Here is a 14,866-nt window from a genome sequence, read left to right as displayed (position 1 = left end):
TTGTTTTCTGAGTGAATTCGTTTTTATTTCCCGAAAAGTCATAAAAAGATGGTATTCAATACTATGCTTCGTTAATTCAATAAAATGAGCTGCCTTTGCAACTCCTTGTTCTTAGCACCTTAGCTTAAATAATTTCTTTCATCAACTTTGTTCAGTGTTAATCTGATTTAATAACCTTTTGTTCAATTCCCATAACGCCGTTTTATTGCTACCCCATTTCAAAAGTATTACTGCCTCTTCAAAACATAACCATTTATAGTTAAGGTGCTCTTTGGATAAAGATATATCTTTTGTAGGAATTTTTTTTGTGATGTAGTTAAAAATCATATATCTATCCATAGCAACTGGATTTACATATTCATAGAGACCTTTAAAAATAAGGTTACTTACTTCTAAACCCGTTTCTTCTTTTACTTCTCTAATTGCATTTTCCAAAATACTTTCAGGAAATTCAACTTTTCCACCAGGTGGAATAAACCCTTTGAAATGATCATGTTGTCTATCAAGTAGTAAAACCTTATCTTCTTTAGGTTTCGGTCTCTCTCAAAACTTTCATTTGGGAACGTTATTGAGGTTTGTATTAGATACGTTATAAATCCTTGTGGCACTACACTAAAGCACCCGTTTAACAAAAATAGAATATATAATCTTTTTTTGGTATATTTGGTTCTTGCTAGCACAACTAGACAGTTTAAATTTCTTCGTCATTGAGATTAATGCTGCGAAATATCTACAGAAATGTAAGTATTGCTAGAAATAGGCATATGGATTTTCTTTACATTCCACAATTTCTGAAATTCCTTAATTGGAACTTTTCGATTATATTTTTTATTGTCATCATCACAATTCACCAAATGCCCTAACGATTCTGAAAGATAAATATACTCTTTGTCGTAGCCTACAACGGGGACAAAATGCAAATTATTAAGCCCCTTCTGTACTTTAATAAAAACAATTACAGGAGTTCCTTTACTAACTTCGTACTTTAATGAATGTATATCACCTTTATAATAGCTTGTTTTAAAGCCTTTTTCTCTTAATATTTTACGAATTCCCTTTGGATATACATTACCTGCTCTTGTTTTACAAGGAAAATGTGTATATAACGATTCTCCCTCAGCTTCTATACCGAAATGACGTAGTAGATACGCTGTTGAAAACGCTGCACATTCTGTATTTTTTTGTAAATCAATTCGATTATTTTGTTGAATAAGATAATTAGGTGGATAATCTCTTTTGCGTAAAACAGGTATAGGTAATGTCATTAAATATGCATTAATACTAATTGTTATAACCAGCCAAAAAATAACTGTTCTAATTATAAACATATTGCCTCCCACATTGTTTTCATTTGTATTAAAATTACATTTTATAACTGAATTTACCATATTATTGATTAAAGTATATCATTCCCAAAGCGTCGTTTGGTAGACATTTTATAAAAGTTTGTTATTCCACATTCTGGCCCGTTTATTGAACAAAAAAAACCTGCATATCAACACAGGATTTTTAATCAAACTTTATTATCAATGATCAAATTTTTTATAAAACTACAATTACATCTTTTATTGGACTATTTTTTACAGGTAGATGAAATTATTAATTGCTTATAACCTTTAACGCATTATGAAGAAGGCATACAACAAAAGCTTGATTTAGCCATAGCTTTGTTTAAAAGTTCAATTGAACGTAAAACAGTTTCTTTTTCGAACTCATTCAAATGCGAAAAAACTTCATTTAAATAATTGTTTATCATTTCATCAATTGTAGTAGCGAGAAATGTCCCTTCCACCGTTAATGACAAAATGTACACTCTTTTATCTGATGGTAGAGGATTTTTTTTGACAAGATTCATCTTAATAAGAGATTGAATCTGTCTACTAAATGTAGTAATATCCATTCCTATTGCCTCTGCTATTTGTTGCATAGATGGGTTATTTTGTTTGTCTATCTCATATAGAATATGGCTCTGTATTGGTGTGATGTCAATTGATCCTACAGAACAACATGTTTTATTTAGTAAAGCAAACTTTTGAGTTAATACTTGAAAAAGTTCACGTTTATTTTCCATTTAATCATCTCCTATAAAGACATATATATATTATTTACTTGCAAAATGCAACTAAAATATATTTAACTTTTTTTGAAGATGTTTTCCTTACTTCAAAAGTTACTTTTCAAGTGATGAAGTAACTTTTTCACCACATACTCGGCATCTTCTCCCACTCCTCTTAAAGTTGCAGATGCAAATGATCGTTGTCCTTCTAGTCCCACAAAATACAATCCAGGGATACTGCTAATACCTGCCTTTTGTAAAGGCATTCCTTCCCCATCCAATACACCGAGTAATTTCATATAGGGTAAATATGGTCTGAATCCTGTGGCATAGATAATGGTATCTACAGGTTCCCTTTCTCCATCCGGCCAAATAACTCCATCTTCATAGAAAGAAGTAAACATTAAACGTTGTTCTGGATTCCCCTTACTAATTCTATCTTTATATCCACCTGTATCATTCACAGCATTTGATCTGGGTGCCGTTTTTCCAAAGCGCCAGAAAGGAAAGGTATCAAAACCAATTATTTTCAACCAATAATGTATATCCAGTCCAAGTAAACGTTGTTTTACAAATTTTATTGGTTGTCGTACTGAAAGAGTGGTTTTGCTCACCTCAGACAATTCAACAGCAATCTGCACAGCCGAATTTCCTCCGCCAATTACAATTACCCTTGTGTTATGAAATGGCAGTGTATTTTGATACTCTGAAGAGTGAAGAGTTTTCCCTTGAAAAACTTCTCTTCCTTTAATTTTAGGAATAAAAGGGTTATTAAATGAGCCTGTAGCGTTTATGATTGTTCTAGCTTGAAATATATCCCCTGTGACTGTTCGAATAATAAAACCTAGTTTGTTTTTCTCTATCAAATCTACTCTCTGATTAATTAAAACAGGTAATTGAAACTTATTTTTATACTCCTGCAAATATTGAATAACTTCATCTCTTTTCGGATAGCGATTCTGAGTTCCAGGAAACTTCATACCAGGCAAAGAGGAAACACTTGCTGGAGAAAACAATTTAAGACTGTCATAATATCTTGGCCAAGATCCCCCAATCTGATTACTTGCCTCCAATATTAAAAAACGTAGACCTTTTTTCTGTAAATGAAAACCTGATGCTAGCCCTGCCTGCCCTCCCCCTATTACGATAGTTTCTAGTATATCTTTCATTTTTATTCCTCCCTTTTTTATTTGTATTATGCAAGTATTAATGTAAAATAAATATGTTCAAGATACTCATTTTGTCTTAACATTTCCCTTCAATTAAAACGCTATGTAAAATATTTATAACGTAATTACTTGCAAAATGCAAATAAAATAATAAAAAAATACCTCTCTACCTGAGTGGATTATGGAAGTCTCAAATATAATTAATTTCCTGAGTATTTCTCTTTTTTTCATACGTATTAAATACTTCATTCGCAATATTTATTATTAACCGAACTTCAGCTTCATTTCTATCCTCTACTAGATTTTGTAATATCATAATCAAATCTTTTTTTCAAAATACTTATTATTAAAATTCAGAGTATCAAAATTAACAATACATTGACAATAAGCTCATCAAATCCTGTTAATACTTTTTGTTCTCCGTTTATAGTACCAACAGTATGGATGTTCTCTTCTTTCTTTACCTGTGAGATATAGAAAGGTGTTATTACTTCAACTTTACCTGAATATATTAATCCGTGAAACACCGAGTGCGCCATGTGCTGCCAAAGCATCTTTTTCTTCGCCGCCATAGGCTTTTTCTACAGATTTTTACGCATAATCCACACTAGCTTTGTTGCAGAATTCTAGCCGAATGGTCACCATCAATAATTGCAATTTTCTTTAGTATTCATATTTATGTCTGGGATACCCTACTCAATGTGATCTGCTAATACTTTTTCATTTTGTAGCCATACCCTGGGTTTGGATTTCCCTATGTACCGCAGCATTCATAACGCTTCACACTTCAATATTTAGGAAAGCTTAGTAAAAGATGTTTACAAACAACGTAAAGTTAGTTATACTTACTAAGTAATCAAAAAAATTCTTAAGGAGGTCGAATAAAATGATCGTTATCGTTAAATTGGTGTCATTGGTAGCTACAACTTCAGTAAAAATGAAAATCACACATTCGACCACATCGGAATGGACCGCTTAAGATTTTTTTGTAAATAAGCATACCCATACCGCAGGGAGAAGTGTCCCCCTGCGGTATTTTTGTGCCTTTTTCACCGTAGGGGAGTCTCTCTACGGTTTTTTTATGGCCATTTAAGGAGGTGATAATAAATGATATTAAACTTTTTTGCGCTCACGATAACTATTACCAAACGTAAGATCTCTCTTGAGAAAGCACTTCGTGATGAATATGTGGAAAAAATCTTTGAAGAGAACCGAAGAAAAATAGACGATTATATTCGTATTCGTCAATATTAATCTTGTTAATTAAAAAATATGAAAGGTGGGAATTAAAATGTTTTATATGATCAAAAGACGTTATGCAGTTTTATGGCTGGAGAAAGACACAACCACCAGATGAAGTAATATAAAGTGATAATATAGCTAATGTTATAATCTCAGTTGAGCTAACCCGTTCTAATCTAGGACGGGTAGCTTCAGGAGGTATTTTGCACTTTTTTAAGTGATATGTGACACAAACAACTTGATGTAGTTTAAGAAAATGCGGAATTACAATGTTAAAAAAAATAATTCTAATGCTAAAAATCGTAATTCCTCGATACTAAAATTGAATTTGGCAATTTTTATTTTAATTCCATTGTTCCGCCTAGTTAGCTATCCATGTAGTGCAAAAACAGTACCCGAATATTGAAGATCGTTATTCATTTAAAACAAACTAAAAAGTCACTTTCCTTACAGAGAGGAAAGTAACTTTTAGTCTTTTTCAATGGCCTGATTGTGGGACTACTCTATTGTTACTCAATAATTATCAATTAGATATGTATATGGGACATGTCTAGATTAAATACTATTATTTATACGAATAACCTTTTGAGCGATCAATTATGAGGAGCATCCGATAACCAGTAAGTTGTGACCAATTTACTTATATTATGTAAACTAAAAATTATTTGGCGAGGAGTCGGGCTTGATTGCGTCTACTACCCATGCCATTGCAATAAACCCGCCTTCTTTGCATGAGGATTTTAAAGCTTCATAATATTTTAGACAAGTACTTTTATTTAATTAATTTGTAACGAAGATTTATAGAACTTTTATAGTATAGCCGTAAATTATCTCTTATATAGTGATCATTCCTATTTCAATTTAATTTCATTTTAACCCCTGTGGAAACCTAAATACATTAAACGGATCATACTTTTGGTTTACTCGTTTCAACCTCTGTGCATGGCCTCCAAAGTATTCCTTATCATAATTTTCAAGCTCACTTATAGGAAAATTCACATAAGAACCTTTTGTCATATTTTTAATCATTTCAAAATGCTCACGAACCCATTCCTGATTATCTCTTGCATACTTATCCTCTATCCATACAGACTGGACACCCATTATATATTTAGCATCTCTATAGTAAAAAGCCGTTTCTTCTTTATTAATGTTTTCTATTTCTCCTCCTAGTGCATAAAAAGAAATAGCAGCATATACAGAACCATCCGGAGGACTTTGGACACTACTTCCAATATTTTTAAGCTCTTCTACTGTATAGTTTCTTTGTACAAACCTACCAGTGGATTTAAATTTTTCGAAAGGTGGATAGGTTGCCTCTACCTTTTTCACTGCTTCTAGAAAGGAAGATTCTTCTAAGTTCAATCGAAACCCTTTAATTTCTGCAAAAGGTTGTAAAATCTTTTTTGCTAATTTGGCTGGACCATAAAAGAAACCAGTTCCGAAAATTCCTAACCCTTCATTTTCAGCGTTATAAAAGCTTGTAACTAAAGTCATTCGTTTATCCAATTTAGGCAACCAATTTTGCCAAATATTCATGACATCTATTTGCTTAGCCATTGTTGAATTTACATAATAGAATCTAATGAATGTGACAGAACGTTGTGTTGGTTTTGGTAACTGAAAAGTCATGCTAATAACCACACCAAAGTTACCTCCACCTGCACCTCGACAAGCCCAGAAAAGATCAGCGTTACAATTTTTATTTGCCTTAATAATCCTTCCCTCGTAATCTACTAATTCTAGTTCTAGTAAACTATCACACCCCAACCCATAAAGTCGACTGGAGAATCCCCATCCACCCCCAAGTGTAAAGCCAGATACTCCAACAGTGGGGCAAGTTCCACCAGGAAAAACATATCCATTGGAGCCAACAAAATCATACACTTCCGTGTTTTTTGCTCCAGCTTCCACCTCTAATATGTGTGTTTTCTTATCTAGTTTCAGCGTATTCAATCTACTAATATCAATTACAAGCAAGAAATCACCATTAGAATAGCCTTCATAATGATGTCCTCCAGACCTAATGCGGATATCCACACAATGTTTACGTGCCCAATGTATGGCATTCACAACATCTTGTCTTCTTTCACAATACACAATGATCAATGGAAACTTTTGATTGGCACGATTCCATTCTTGTCTTGCTTCATTGTAGTTAGGATCTTTTACGGTTACTACTTCACCAGTTAGCCCTTTTAAGAACAATGAATCTTGCTCCATTTCAGTCACCTCTATCAACACAATAATAATTTTTCTACTAGTTTATTCTTTTGGTTGAAAATGGTTTAGGTTTTAGGCTGATATAATTGACTACTGTAGCTAAATATAATGAGTTAGTTTAGAGTTAAAAAGCATGCAAATACATCGGAAGTTTATTGAAAAAGCACGCTAAGCTAAATACCTGAATGATTGTCAAACAATTAATCCTAACCCTTAAGTGATTTATACAAAATTAAAGAGCATCATTCTTATTTGTAAATGATGCTCCTCTAAAAAACGTTCCTACTTATCTTGTAGTTAAACGGCAAAAATATCTGTTACAGCAAAAAACATTTCGGTTACCAGCTCACACCATCCATCACTATTTTTGGAGCTAATACTTAGTATCTTTAATCATTGCTTTGAATTTTCTCAATTTATTTTGGGCACGCCGATACATCATATAATCACTTAGGTTTGCTAAACATATAATGCCAAGCACAATCAATAAGACCGAGATGAATTCTCCCTTTTTCACCATTTCGCTATTTGTGATAATAATTAAAGACATCATAATCACTGTAGTCACAATTAATGCAATCAAATTGTTTATTAAGAAGTAGGTTCGGGCATTTGCCATGCTAATTGGTAATATTGCTGTTAGCCATTCTGTCACTAAGCCAATAAAGAACCCTACACATCCACTGGCTAATATCGCTAAAACTCTATACGAAAATTTTATGTTCGTATTATCAGAAAACTGTAGTATAATTCCAATGAAGAGACCAAGAATAATTGACTTTATGATATTTTCTAAATGAATTTTCTCCATAATTGATCTCCTATATTTTTAACGTACTTCTAAGCTTTTTTGAGAACATTTTCGATACTTCCAGTTCAGTGTGATTTTCCATTCTCAATACATATCTGGAGTTAAACCAGGGGATAATTTCTTTCACATGCAGCAAATTAACGAGTTGTGATTTATTAATTCGTATAAATCCTTTTATACCCCACACGTTTTCATAATATTGTAAGGTTTCTTTTATACTGTACCGATTAAACTCAGTAAATGCCGTAATACCATTGGGACCTGCTTCTAGATAAAAAACATCTATAGGTTCTATTACTTCAAATTTATTATCTCTAAAACCTACAATAGTATTTATAAAATGCAGGTCTTCTCGAATGCCCGTAGTTAATAGTTTTATCACATTCATGTAATCAATGCCATCAAATACGACACTCAACTTTCCGTCTGGTATGTCATATCCTTTTTCTACGAGTACTAAACTACTATCTGGCTTGATTTCAATTTGGTACTTGGATAGTTCTTTTTTTAATTTTTCATAAACTTTATTTGAACACAATAATTGAACCATCGTATGTCTCCTAATAACAACTTAAGACGTATTTAATCTATATTCATTCTATCGTAAATCATTCTTATTTTAACTAATTCTTCTAAGCCTTTTTCTCCATAATCAAGTGATCCAAAATTAGCTATAAAATAAGTATCCTTTTCTTTATCATATAACATATAAGTTCCTGTAGCTCCTACACCGCCATAAACATCTGTCATTGAGCTTAATTTTAACAGTAAAGATAACTCGCTAAAATCAAAATACATCATACCCATTCCATAATAAATACCCTTTGTATAGATGTTTGAAAAGTCAGTCATTTGACTATAAACATCATCAGAAAGAATGGTTCCATTTTCTAATGCCATCATGAATGTTAAGAGGTCATTCATAGTGGTAACCACACCGCCTCCTGCCCAGTCTATGGATAAAGCGTTTTTGTTGCTAAAGTCAATTTCATTCATATAAATTCCAATGATATCAGTAGGCTTATCATTATAGAACATGAAGTAACTCTCAGTCATGCCCAATGGCTGAAATATCCTATCTTCTAAGATTGCTGAGTAAGGTTTTTCCTCGATAGCTTCTAGAATAAATCCAAGTAAGATATATCCTGTATCTGAATAATAAAATTGTTGTCCTGGCTTCCCCACTGGAATCTGGTTTTCTCTAGTAAATGCAATCAATTCTTCTGGTGTAAATAAAAGATCTGGATTGGATGAAATGATTTCCAGCATAGGCTTCCCGCTTTTTACTGGACCTTCAAAATAATCGCCAATTCCTGATGTATGACTAAGTAAATGTTTCAATGTTACCTGATCACTATAATCCGTGCCATCTACGACAAATAATCCCTTAAGAATATCATCATCTAGCCAAGAACTGATTTTATCGTTTAAGTTGATTTTACCCTCGTCAGCTAATATGCCAAACACTGTAGCACATATGGTTTTTCCAATACTGGCTGAATGATAAGGACTATCGATTTGCACAGGTAGTTCCGAATATTGATTTTTAGTTCCTACTGCAAACTGTTCGAAATAACCTGTCTTGTTGGAGTAAATTGTTAATAATGCACTAGACAATGTTTCATCTTTTTCAACTATTTTTGTTAAACGTGTTTTAATTTCTTCAGAAACTGCCGCTTTTGATATTGGCCTATTTATAATGACAAATACGCAAAATACAATTCCGACAACAATGATTATGCCAAACAATGATCTTTTTACATTTATCATATTGCCCATCCTCGCTTCATTTACTTTTCATACTTCAATTTAATCGATGGTTTATGATTTAGAAATGTATTTTGTCTAAGTTGGCAAAAATAAAGGGTAAGAAGGTTTTTTTCGTCTATCAATGTGTAGAAAACTCCGCTTATAACCTTTACATAAGCATCTACCCTCTCTTAGAACAAAATTACAAAATTGAGTTAGAACACACCTATTTACTTTAGATGAAACGTTTTTTCAATTTATGTCTATTTTTACTGGTATACAATATTCAGGACAATCTCACTTTTACAAAATCTAAAAAGGGATTAGCGACTATATAATAGTTAATATTTAGTTTATCTAAAAGTACTATTTCCCTTAAAATAATATATTTCTTTTATTTAAACATAAATTCTCCTCAAAAATATCATCTATATTTCACATTTCAAATGTATAGTATTCATGTAAGTGAAATTATCTATTTTTAGGAGGCTTTATGAAGAACTTATACAATCGATTTTGGCGATGGCATTTTTTTGCTGGATTATTTATTACTCCCCTCTTGCTTACTTTAACAATCAGTGGAATAGGCTACTTATTCTACACAGATGTAGAGAACAAGCTCTATTCTGATGCTTTCTTTGGTGATAGTAAAGAAACAACAAATATTACAATTGATGAAGGAATTGAACAGGCAAAAGCAAAATTTAGTGACTATAAAGTTAGTAAAGTAATTGTTTTAGACGAACCTTATAATACCCGCTTAACACTGACCAACAATGAAGGCGAACAAAAGTATGTCTTTTTAGATGATAATTATCAGGTAGTCGATAGTCAGGATGCAAATTACACATTTTCGAATATTATGCGAAATCTCCATAGCTCTCTATTTATAGGAGGGACATTCGTAAACTACTTAGTGGAGCTAGCTGCATGCTGGGCTATCTTCTTATTACTCTCAGGTTTATACATGACCTTTAGAAAGAAAGTATGGAAGAAAGTGCAAACAGAAACATCTCGTATTCGGTCACGTAGATGGCACAGTATCCTCGGTGTGATTATTACCATACCTATGATTGCAATTATTTTCACAGGATTGCCATGGTCAGCATTTATGGGGAATTTTATTTATACAGCAGCACAACAAAATCCGTCCATTGGGATTCCAGAACTGCAACAAAATCCACCAACATCTGATATTAATGAAATTCCATGGGCTACTCGCAAAAATGAAACGCCAACTTCTACTACCCAAGATCATTCAGGTCATGCAGGTCATGGAGGAGCTCATGGTGTTGTTGATTATTCAAATGAATATGCGATGTCAGTCGGCGATTTGATGAAGCATGTGGAAAGTGAAAATATTTCTAAACCATACTCTATTATTTTACCTAGTTCGGAAGAAGGCGTTTTTACTGTTGCTAAGGGGTCAAACACAGGTATAACAGGACTGGATGTAAATCCAAATGAAGAAATAACTAATTATTTTGACCAATACACTGGCTCACTTATCTCATCAGTCGGATACGATGAATATGGTATTTTAGGAAAATGGTTTACATGGGGTATCCCACTTCATGAAGGGCATCTATTTGGTTGGCCAAATAAAATAATCAATCTATTGATTTGTCTTGCGTTTTTATATTTAATTTATCTTGGCTTTAAAACATGGTTATTACGTAGACAAAAAGGGATGATTTCTGCACCACCTATGCCAAAAGAAATATCTATTCCATTTTGTATTTTCATGATTTTGCTAGGCATTATTATGCCACTCTTCGGTATTTCTCTTATTTTAGTTGTCATAATCGAAATTTTTGTTTTGATTATTAAGAAGAATAAAACAGCTATTTGAAGAAGTAATTACTATTAAGAAACAGGTGCTAAAACACAATTAGCACCTGTTTCTATGGTATTATAGTTCACTAATAATATTGTCTATATATTGCTCATCTATAGGTCCATAAACTTCATGAACAATCTCTCCATTTGCGCTTAGAAATATTGTAGTTGGTATTGTAAAACCACCGAATCGCTTTCGGATATCCCCAGTTTCATCCAATAAAATAGGTAAATCCCATCCCTTTTTAGTAGCATATTTAGTTACCGTTTCTATACTTGCTTCGGTATCAGTTGCATTGACTGTGACAATCTGTACATCTTTTTTTGTGTCATAATAGTTTTGCAATCGTGGCATTTCCTCATTACAAGGTCCACACCAGGTTGCCCAAAATACAAGGACAACTGGTTTGCCTAAATAATTGTATAATGTTTTTTGGTTGCCTGAGACATTTGGCAATTCAAAGTTCCGCACTGCCCTATCTGAAAGTTTTATATCTGTTGATTTAACTGTGCTATCTATTATCTCTTTAGAAGTTTCTGCTTTATCTGAAGGTAAATAGTTAATAAAGACAATACCAATTAAAATTAAAATAACACATGCTGAAAGCCAATTCTTCATGACAAATCCTCCCCTAAATACAATTTCAACCATAGGGATTCTAAAGATTCTTCAGCATATTGTCTTTTTAAACTCGAAATATTACCAGAAGCAAGAATTTTACCTTTATGAATGAAAATTACTTCATCTGCAATTTCCTCCACTGTTGATAGTAAGTGAGTAGAGTACAAGATCAATTGACCTTTATCTCTTTCCTCCTTTAAAATTGATTTCACTCTGTTGATCCAATATGGATCTAGACCATTGGTAGGTTCATCTAAAATATACACATCACATTCGCCTAACAGGCTTTGGGCAAAGTTTAAACGTTGTCTCATTCCTTTTGAAAGCTCACTAACAAAACTATTTTTATGCTCGAATAGATCAACTAACTGTAAAATATTATCCTGACTCCTACTAGTAATCCCCTTTAGCTTACCTAAAAGCTCAATAATTTCTTTCACTTTGAGTGTAGTTGGAAAGTTTAAATCATCAGGCATATATCGTACTCTTCCTTTGGGAATGCCAGTTATAGTCCCTTTATCTAAGGGTAATTGTCCCATAATCAGTTTCATTAATGTACTTTTTCCAGCACCATTCTCCCCCACTAAAGCTACAATTTTCCCACTTGTAAGTTGATAGGTAACTGGACCAATTTGTTGTCCTTTACGATATGTAATCACAACCTCTTGTAGCTCTATCATCTATAGCTCTCCTTACGTTTCAACTTAAAATAAGCAAGACAAAGAGGAATCAACCACCATAATATGGTTATACCTATTATCAAGCCAATCCCTAGACTAGTTTCGTAAAACTGTGATAAATAATAAAACGACTTCCCTAAAATACCTGTTTGTTCTATTTGAATTAAATAGATATATCGGAGCCACTCAATAATATTAATATGGACATGTGTATAGATTATTTTTTCATAGACGTGTTTTGGAATAATGGTTCCAATTGCCATTACTACATAATTACTCAATAATGTAAAAACTGCCCATAGCCCTAGACTAAAACCTAATGCCTGTAATCGATGTATGGAAAAAGCGCCAATCATTACACTTATAGCACTAAAAACAACGATAATAACTGTTGTTAATACAATAAACTGACTATCTATATGAACGCCACCAAAGAAAGCTCCTACAATTAAAATAACTGCTTCTGTAGTTGCTAAAGCGAATAAAAAAATGGATACTAATGCGACATATTTTGCCCCTAAATAATGTGCGATACTAACGGGATATGATCGAATTAATTGATACCATCCTGATTCTATATCAGCAGCTATACTCATTGCCCCTATTGTCAAAATAAATAAAGGAAACAAAAAAAGTAATAAATTTAAGAGAGAGGCTTGAAAGCGATCGAAGCCACCTGCATCCGTGTTTAATTGTTGCAACATCAAAATAGCAACAAATAATACAATAAAAATACCAAGCAACATGTAAATCCACTTACTCCGGAAAAGCTGCTTTATTTCCGATTTAATCAATGTTCATGCACACCCCAATTAAATGACGTTACTAATTCTTCGTATCCAAGTGGCTTACCAGCACCATTTTCTTGCTCATAAATTGCTGCGTCCCCAATTGACGCAAAGGCAAGTACACCATAATTCATGGGTGTCCAATAATCCTCGTTATATAAATAAGCAGCCGTCTTCACATCTATCCATTCTTGCTTATCATTTGATTTGATATAAGCTGCGGCTACTTCTTGCTCTGGACTTTTTAAATATTCAATTAAACAACCTAAATCATCAAATACTAGATAATCATTATTTTTGAAAATTACTTGCCCTGCATAATCAGGATGCGTGATACCCATGTTACACACAATACAAATATCCGTCTCAGGATCAATATCCCGAGGTTCTATTGTCTTCTCCGAACAACCCATCAAAAAAAGTCCTATTACTACTAATAAAATGATCTTTTTCATTTCAATTTCCTCCAACTAAAAACTAGTACAATCAGTAAAGCAACGCCAATGCTAAAATGTTTTCCTGAAAAGGATAATTGCCAAGGCTGACCCTCACGAACAATGGGTTGCGCATCCATTAGAGCATTTGGTTCTGATATTTTGTTATCCATCTTTTCTAATAATCCTGTGGCTGTACTTCCAATAAAATATTGATAATATTCATTTTTTAATACCCATTTACCGAAAGTAGACGTTGCAATGTAAACACTATCGCCATAGCCATCCTCATCGAAGTCTTCCCCTTCGTAATCATCATAAACATTCGCTCTAAGTGTTATGCCTTGGGAACCACTTGAAGCAACGAGCACATTTCCATAAAGTTGATTGTTTGTAACAAGGACATCTTTTGGCTGAATATTTTTAAATACTAATAAATTACTAGCAAATATATTACTGGACATATCTACCGTATCTGCCTGCTGTAATTGAACTGCTATAGAATTTTCACGAATGATATTATGGACCACATTTACTTTTGAAGTTTGATAAAGTGTAATGCCAGAACTATTTAAAGCATTTTGATGTTTAATTGTGTTCTCTTCTATATCTACATTATTTGCCATCATGGACATTACCCCTGTTATATGATCGGAGTAGTTATTATGAAGCAATTTCATATCGCTACCATACATGATATGAGTCCCGTAACGTCCATACGTAATCGTGTTTTTTTCGATTGTAACTTGTCTGCTATTCTCTAAGTAAATCCCATCTTGTGTTTGTGTAATAGTACTCTTTTTAATATGAATACCTTTAGAGTTATAAAGAGAAATACCATGGCTTTTTTCTGAATAATGACCAGATTTACCAATAACGTCTACTTCAGCAATTTCACTATTTTCTACACCATCGAAGTAAATAGGAAACCTTTTTGTTTGAAAAGAATTTTGGGTGATTTTTATGTTTTTAACTTTTTTTGCAACAATGCCTTGCTCTCCAAGAAATTGAATGGCACTAATCTCTACATCATCAGCTTTAATTTCTATTTTTCCAGTGAATTTAACACCTTTGTTTCCGTTTATTTTAATAGGTTCTTTTATTAATAAATTTTCTGAATATAGTCCTGGTTCTAGCTCTAAAATCTCACCCGATGAGAGACTATCAATCTGCTGTTGTACGCTCTGAGCATATGCAGGTGTTGAAAATCCAACTATGCAGAAAAAAAGGGCAAGTAAACTGCCCTTTTTCAT

Annotated in this window: 15 protein-coding genes and 1 pseudogene; 2 read left to right on the top strand and 14 right to left on the bottom strand. The window is 32.9% G+C overall.

Going from position 1 to position 14,866, the window contains the following annotated elements; genetic code table 11:
* Positions 1 to 141 precede the first annotated feature (141 nt).
* The 5 genes and pseudogenes from ACEVFT_RS15355 to ACEVFT_RS15335 form a co-directional block, all read right to left on the bottom strand.
* Positions 142 to 513 (bottom strand): annotated as a pseudogene (locus ACEVFT_RS15355) (NUDIX domain-containing protein); the annotation flags it as partial.
* Between the two features lie 200 nt (positions 514 to 713).
* Positions 714 to 1,388, bottom strand: coding sequence for a cysteine peptidase family C39 domain-containing protein (locus tag ACEVFT_RS15350; RefSeq protein ID WP_393950609.1), 675 nt, complete (start codon positions 1,386 to 1,388; stop codon positions 714 to 716).
* A 236-nt stretch (positions 1,389 to 1,624) separates the two neighbouring features.
* On the bottom strand, positions 1,625 to 2,071 hold the full coding sequence (locus ACEVFT_RS15345) for a MarR family winged helix-turn-helix transcriptional regulator (RefSeq protein ID WP_205443603.1): 447 nt from the start codon (positions 2,069 to 2,071) through the stop codon (positions 1,625 to 1,627).
* A gap of 92 nt (positions 2,072 to 2,163) precedes the next feature.
* Entirely contained in the window at positions 2,164 to 3,225 is a 1,062-nt protein-coding gene (locus ACEVFT_RS15340) for a flavin-containing monooxygenase (RefSeq protein ID WP_205443604.1), read from the bottom strand.
* Between the two features lie 353 nt (positions 3,226 to 3,578).
* Positions 3,579 to 3,797, bottom strand: a complete 219-nt coding sequence (locus ACEVFT_RS15335; RefSeq protein WP_393950608.1) for a hypothetical protein — start codon at positions 3,795 to 3,797, stop codon at positions 3,579 to 3,581.
* Positions 3,798 to 4,332: 535 nt separating this feature from the next.
* On the opposite strand from ACEVFT_RS15335, the gene ACEVFT_RS15330 reads away from it, so the two are divergent.
* Positions 4,333 to 4,479 carry a YrzI family small protein gene (locus ACEVFT_RS15330; protein ID WP_004230375.1) on the top strand — a complete coding sequence of 49 codons (147 nt, stop codon included), beginning with the start codon at positions 4,333 to 4,335 and terminating at the stop codon, positions 4,477 to 4,479.
* 855 nt (positions 4,480 to 5,334) lie between these two features.
* Here the strand turns inward: ACEVFT_RS15330 and ACEVFT_RS15325 are convergent.
* From ACEVFT_RS15325 to ACEVFT_RS15310, 4 genes are all read right to left on the bottom strand, one after another.
* A complete protein-coding gene (locus ACEVFT_RS15325) occupies positions 5,335 to 6,690 on the bottom strand; it encodes an FAD-binding oxidoreductase (protein ID WP_393950607.1) in 1,356 nt (451 codons plus the stop codon).
* A 373-nt stretch (positions 6,691 to 7,063) separates the two neighbouring features.
* On the bottom strand, positions 7,064 to 7,501 hold the full coding sequence (locus ACEVFT_RS15320) for a hypothetical protein (protein ID WP_312129299.1): 438 nt from the start codon (positions 7,499 to 7,501) through the stop codon (positions 7,064 to 7,066).
* Between the two features lie 10 nt (positions 7,502 to 7,511).
* Positions 7,512 to 8,051: a LytTR family DNA-binding domain-containing protein gene (locus tag ACEVFT_RS15315; protein ID WP_205443609.1), complete on the bottom strand. Its 540-nt coding sequence runs from the start codon at positions 8,049 to 8,051 to the stop codon at positions 7,512 to 7,514.
* 32 nt (positions 8,052 to 8,083) lie between these two features.
* Complete coding sequence (locus ACEVFT_RS15310) at positions 8,084 to 9,271, bottom strand: serine hydrolase domain-containing protein (protein ID WP_205443610.1); 1,188 nt, start codon at positions 9,269 to 9,271, stop codon at positions 8,084 to 8,086.
* A gap of 472 nt (positions 9,272 to 9,743) precedes the next feature.
* Between ACEVFT_RS15310 and ACEVFT_RS15305 the strand changes: the two genes are divergently transcribed.
* Positions 9,744 to 11,102, top strand: a complete 1,359-nt coding sequence (locus ACEVFT_RS15305) for a PepSY-associated TM helix domain-containing protein (protein ID WP_393950606.1) — start codon at positions 9,744 to 9,746, stop codon at positions 11,100 to 11,102.
* 60 nt (positions 11,103 to 11,162) lie between these two features.
* Here the strand turns inward: ACEVFT_RS15305 and ACEVFT_RS15300 are convergent, their stop codons facing one another.
* Genes ACEVFT_RS15300 through ACEVFT_RS15280 form a run of 5 tightly spaced genes read right to left on the bottom strand, consistent with a single transcriptional unit; the run spans position 11,163 to position 14,866 of the window.
* Positions 11,163 to 11,708 carry a TlpA family protein disulfide reductase gene (locus ACEVFT_RS15300; protein WP_205443613.1) on the bottom strand — a complete coding sequence of 182 codons (546 nt, stop codon included), beginning with the start codon at positions 11,706 to 11,708 and terminating at the stop codon, positions 11,163 to 11,165.
* Positions 11,705 to 12,391, bottom strand: a complete 687-nt coding sequence (locus ACEVFT_RS15295; protein WP_205443615.1) for an ABC transporter ATP-binding protein — start codon at positions 12,389 to 12,391, stop codon at positions 11,705 to 11,707. The genes ACEVFT_RS15300 and ACEVFT_RS15295 overlap by 4 nt, the downstream gene beginning before the upstream one ends.
* Entirely contained in the window at positions 12,388 to 13,137 is a 750-nt protein-coding gene (locus ACEVFT_RS15290; protein ID WP_243456190.1) for an ABC transporter permease, read from the bottom strand. Before ACEVFT_RS15290 ends, ACEVFT_RS15295 begins: the two co-directional genes overlap by 4 nt.
* Positions 13,138 to 13,181: 44 nt before the next feature.
* Positions 13,182 to 13,634: a nitrous oxide reductase accessory protein NosL gene (locus ACEVFT_RS15285; RefSeq protein ID WP_004230382.1), complete on the bottom strand. Its 453-nt coding sequence runs from the start codon at positions 13,632 to 13,634 to the stop codon at positions 13,182 to 13,184.
* A complete protein-coding gene (locus ACEVFT_RS15280) occupies positions 13,631 to 14,866 on the bottom strand; it encodes a right-handed parallel beta-helix repeat-containing protein (protein WP_393950605.1) in 1,236 nt (411 codons plus the stop codon). Before ACEVFT_RS15280 ends, ACEVFT_RS15285 begins: the two co-directional genes overlap by 4 nt.

Source organism: Lysinibacillus sp. PWR01, from assembly GCF_043359455.1.
In the GTDB taxonomy this organism is placed as follows: Bacteria; Bacillota; Bacilli; order Bacillales_A; family Planococcaceae; genus Lysinibacillus; species Lysinibacillus fusiformis_F.
Note: the sequence above shows the minus strand (reverse complement) of the source record. Positions and strands in the feature narration are given on the sequence as shown.

Bases quoted from the DNA above. Each gene is read 5' to 3' on its own strand.
- ACEVFT_RS15350 (WP_393950609.1), bottom strand. From the start codon at position 1,388: ATGGTAAATTCAGTTATAAAATGTAATTTTAATACAAATGAAAACAAT.
- ACEVFT_RS15345 (WP_205443603.1), bottom strand. From the start codon at position 2,071: ATGGAAAATAAACGTGAACTTTTTCAAGTATTAACTCAAAAGTTTGCT.
- ACEVFT_RS15340 (WP_205443604.1), bottom strand. From the start codon at position 3,225: ATGAAAGATATACTAGAAACTATCGTAATAGGGGGAGGGCAGGCAGGG.
- ACEVFT_RS15335 (WP_393950608.1), bottom strand. From the start codon at position 3,797: ATGGCGGCGAAGAAAAAGATGCTTTGGCAGCACATGGCGCACTCGGTG.
- ACEVFT_RS15330 (WP_004230375.1), top strand. From the start codon at position 4,333: ATGATATTAAACTTTTTTGCGCTCACGATAACTATTACCAAACGTAAG.
- ACEVFT_RS15325 (WP_393950607.1), bottom strand. From the start codon at position 6,690: ATGGAGCAAGATTCATTGTTCTTAAAAGGGCTAACTGGTGAAGTAGTA.
- ACEVFT_RS15320 (WP_312129299.1), bottom strand. From the start codon at position 7,501: ATGGAGAAAATTCATTTAGAAAATATCATAAAGTCAATTATTCTTGGT.
- ACEVFT_RS15315 (WP_205443609.1), bottom strand. From the start codon at position 8,051: ATGGTTCAATTATTGTGTTCAAATAAAGTTTATGAAAAATTAAAAAAA.
- ACEVFT_RS15310 (WP_205443610.1), bottom strand. From the start codon at position 9,271: ATGATAAATGTAAAAAGATCATTGTTTGGCATAATCATTGTTGTCGGA.
- ACEVFT_RS15305 (WP_393950606.1), top strand. From the start codon at position 9,744: ATGAAGAACTTATACAATCGATTTTGGCGATGGCATTTTTTTGCTGGA.
- ACEVFT_RS15300 (WP_205443613.1), bottom strand. From the start codon at position 11,708: ATGAAGAATTGGCTTTCAGCATGTGTTATTTTAATTTTAATTGGTATT.
- ACEVFT_RS15295 (WP_205443615.1), bottom strand. From the start codon at position 12,391: ATGATAGAGCTACAAGAGGTTGTGATTACATATCGTAAAGGACAACAA.
- ACEVFT_RS15290 (WP_243456190.1), bottom strand. From the start codon at position 13,137: ATGTTGCTTGGTATTTTTATTGTATTATTTGTTGCTATTTTGATGTTG.
- ACEVFT_RS15285 (WP_004230382.1), bottom strand. From the start codon at position 13,634: ATGAAAAAGATCATTTTATTAGTAGTAATAGGACTTTTTTTGATGGGT.
- ACEVFT_RS15280 (WP_393950605.1), bottom strand. From the start codon at position 14,866: ATGAAAAAGGGCAGTTTACTTGCCCTTTTTTTCTGCATAGTTGGATTT.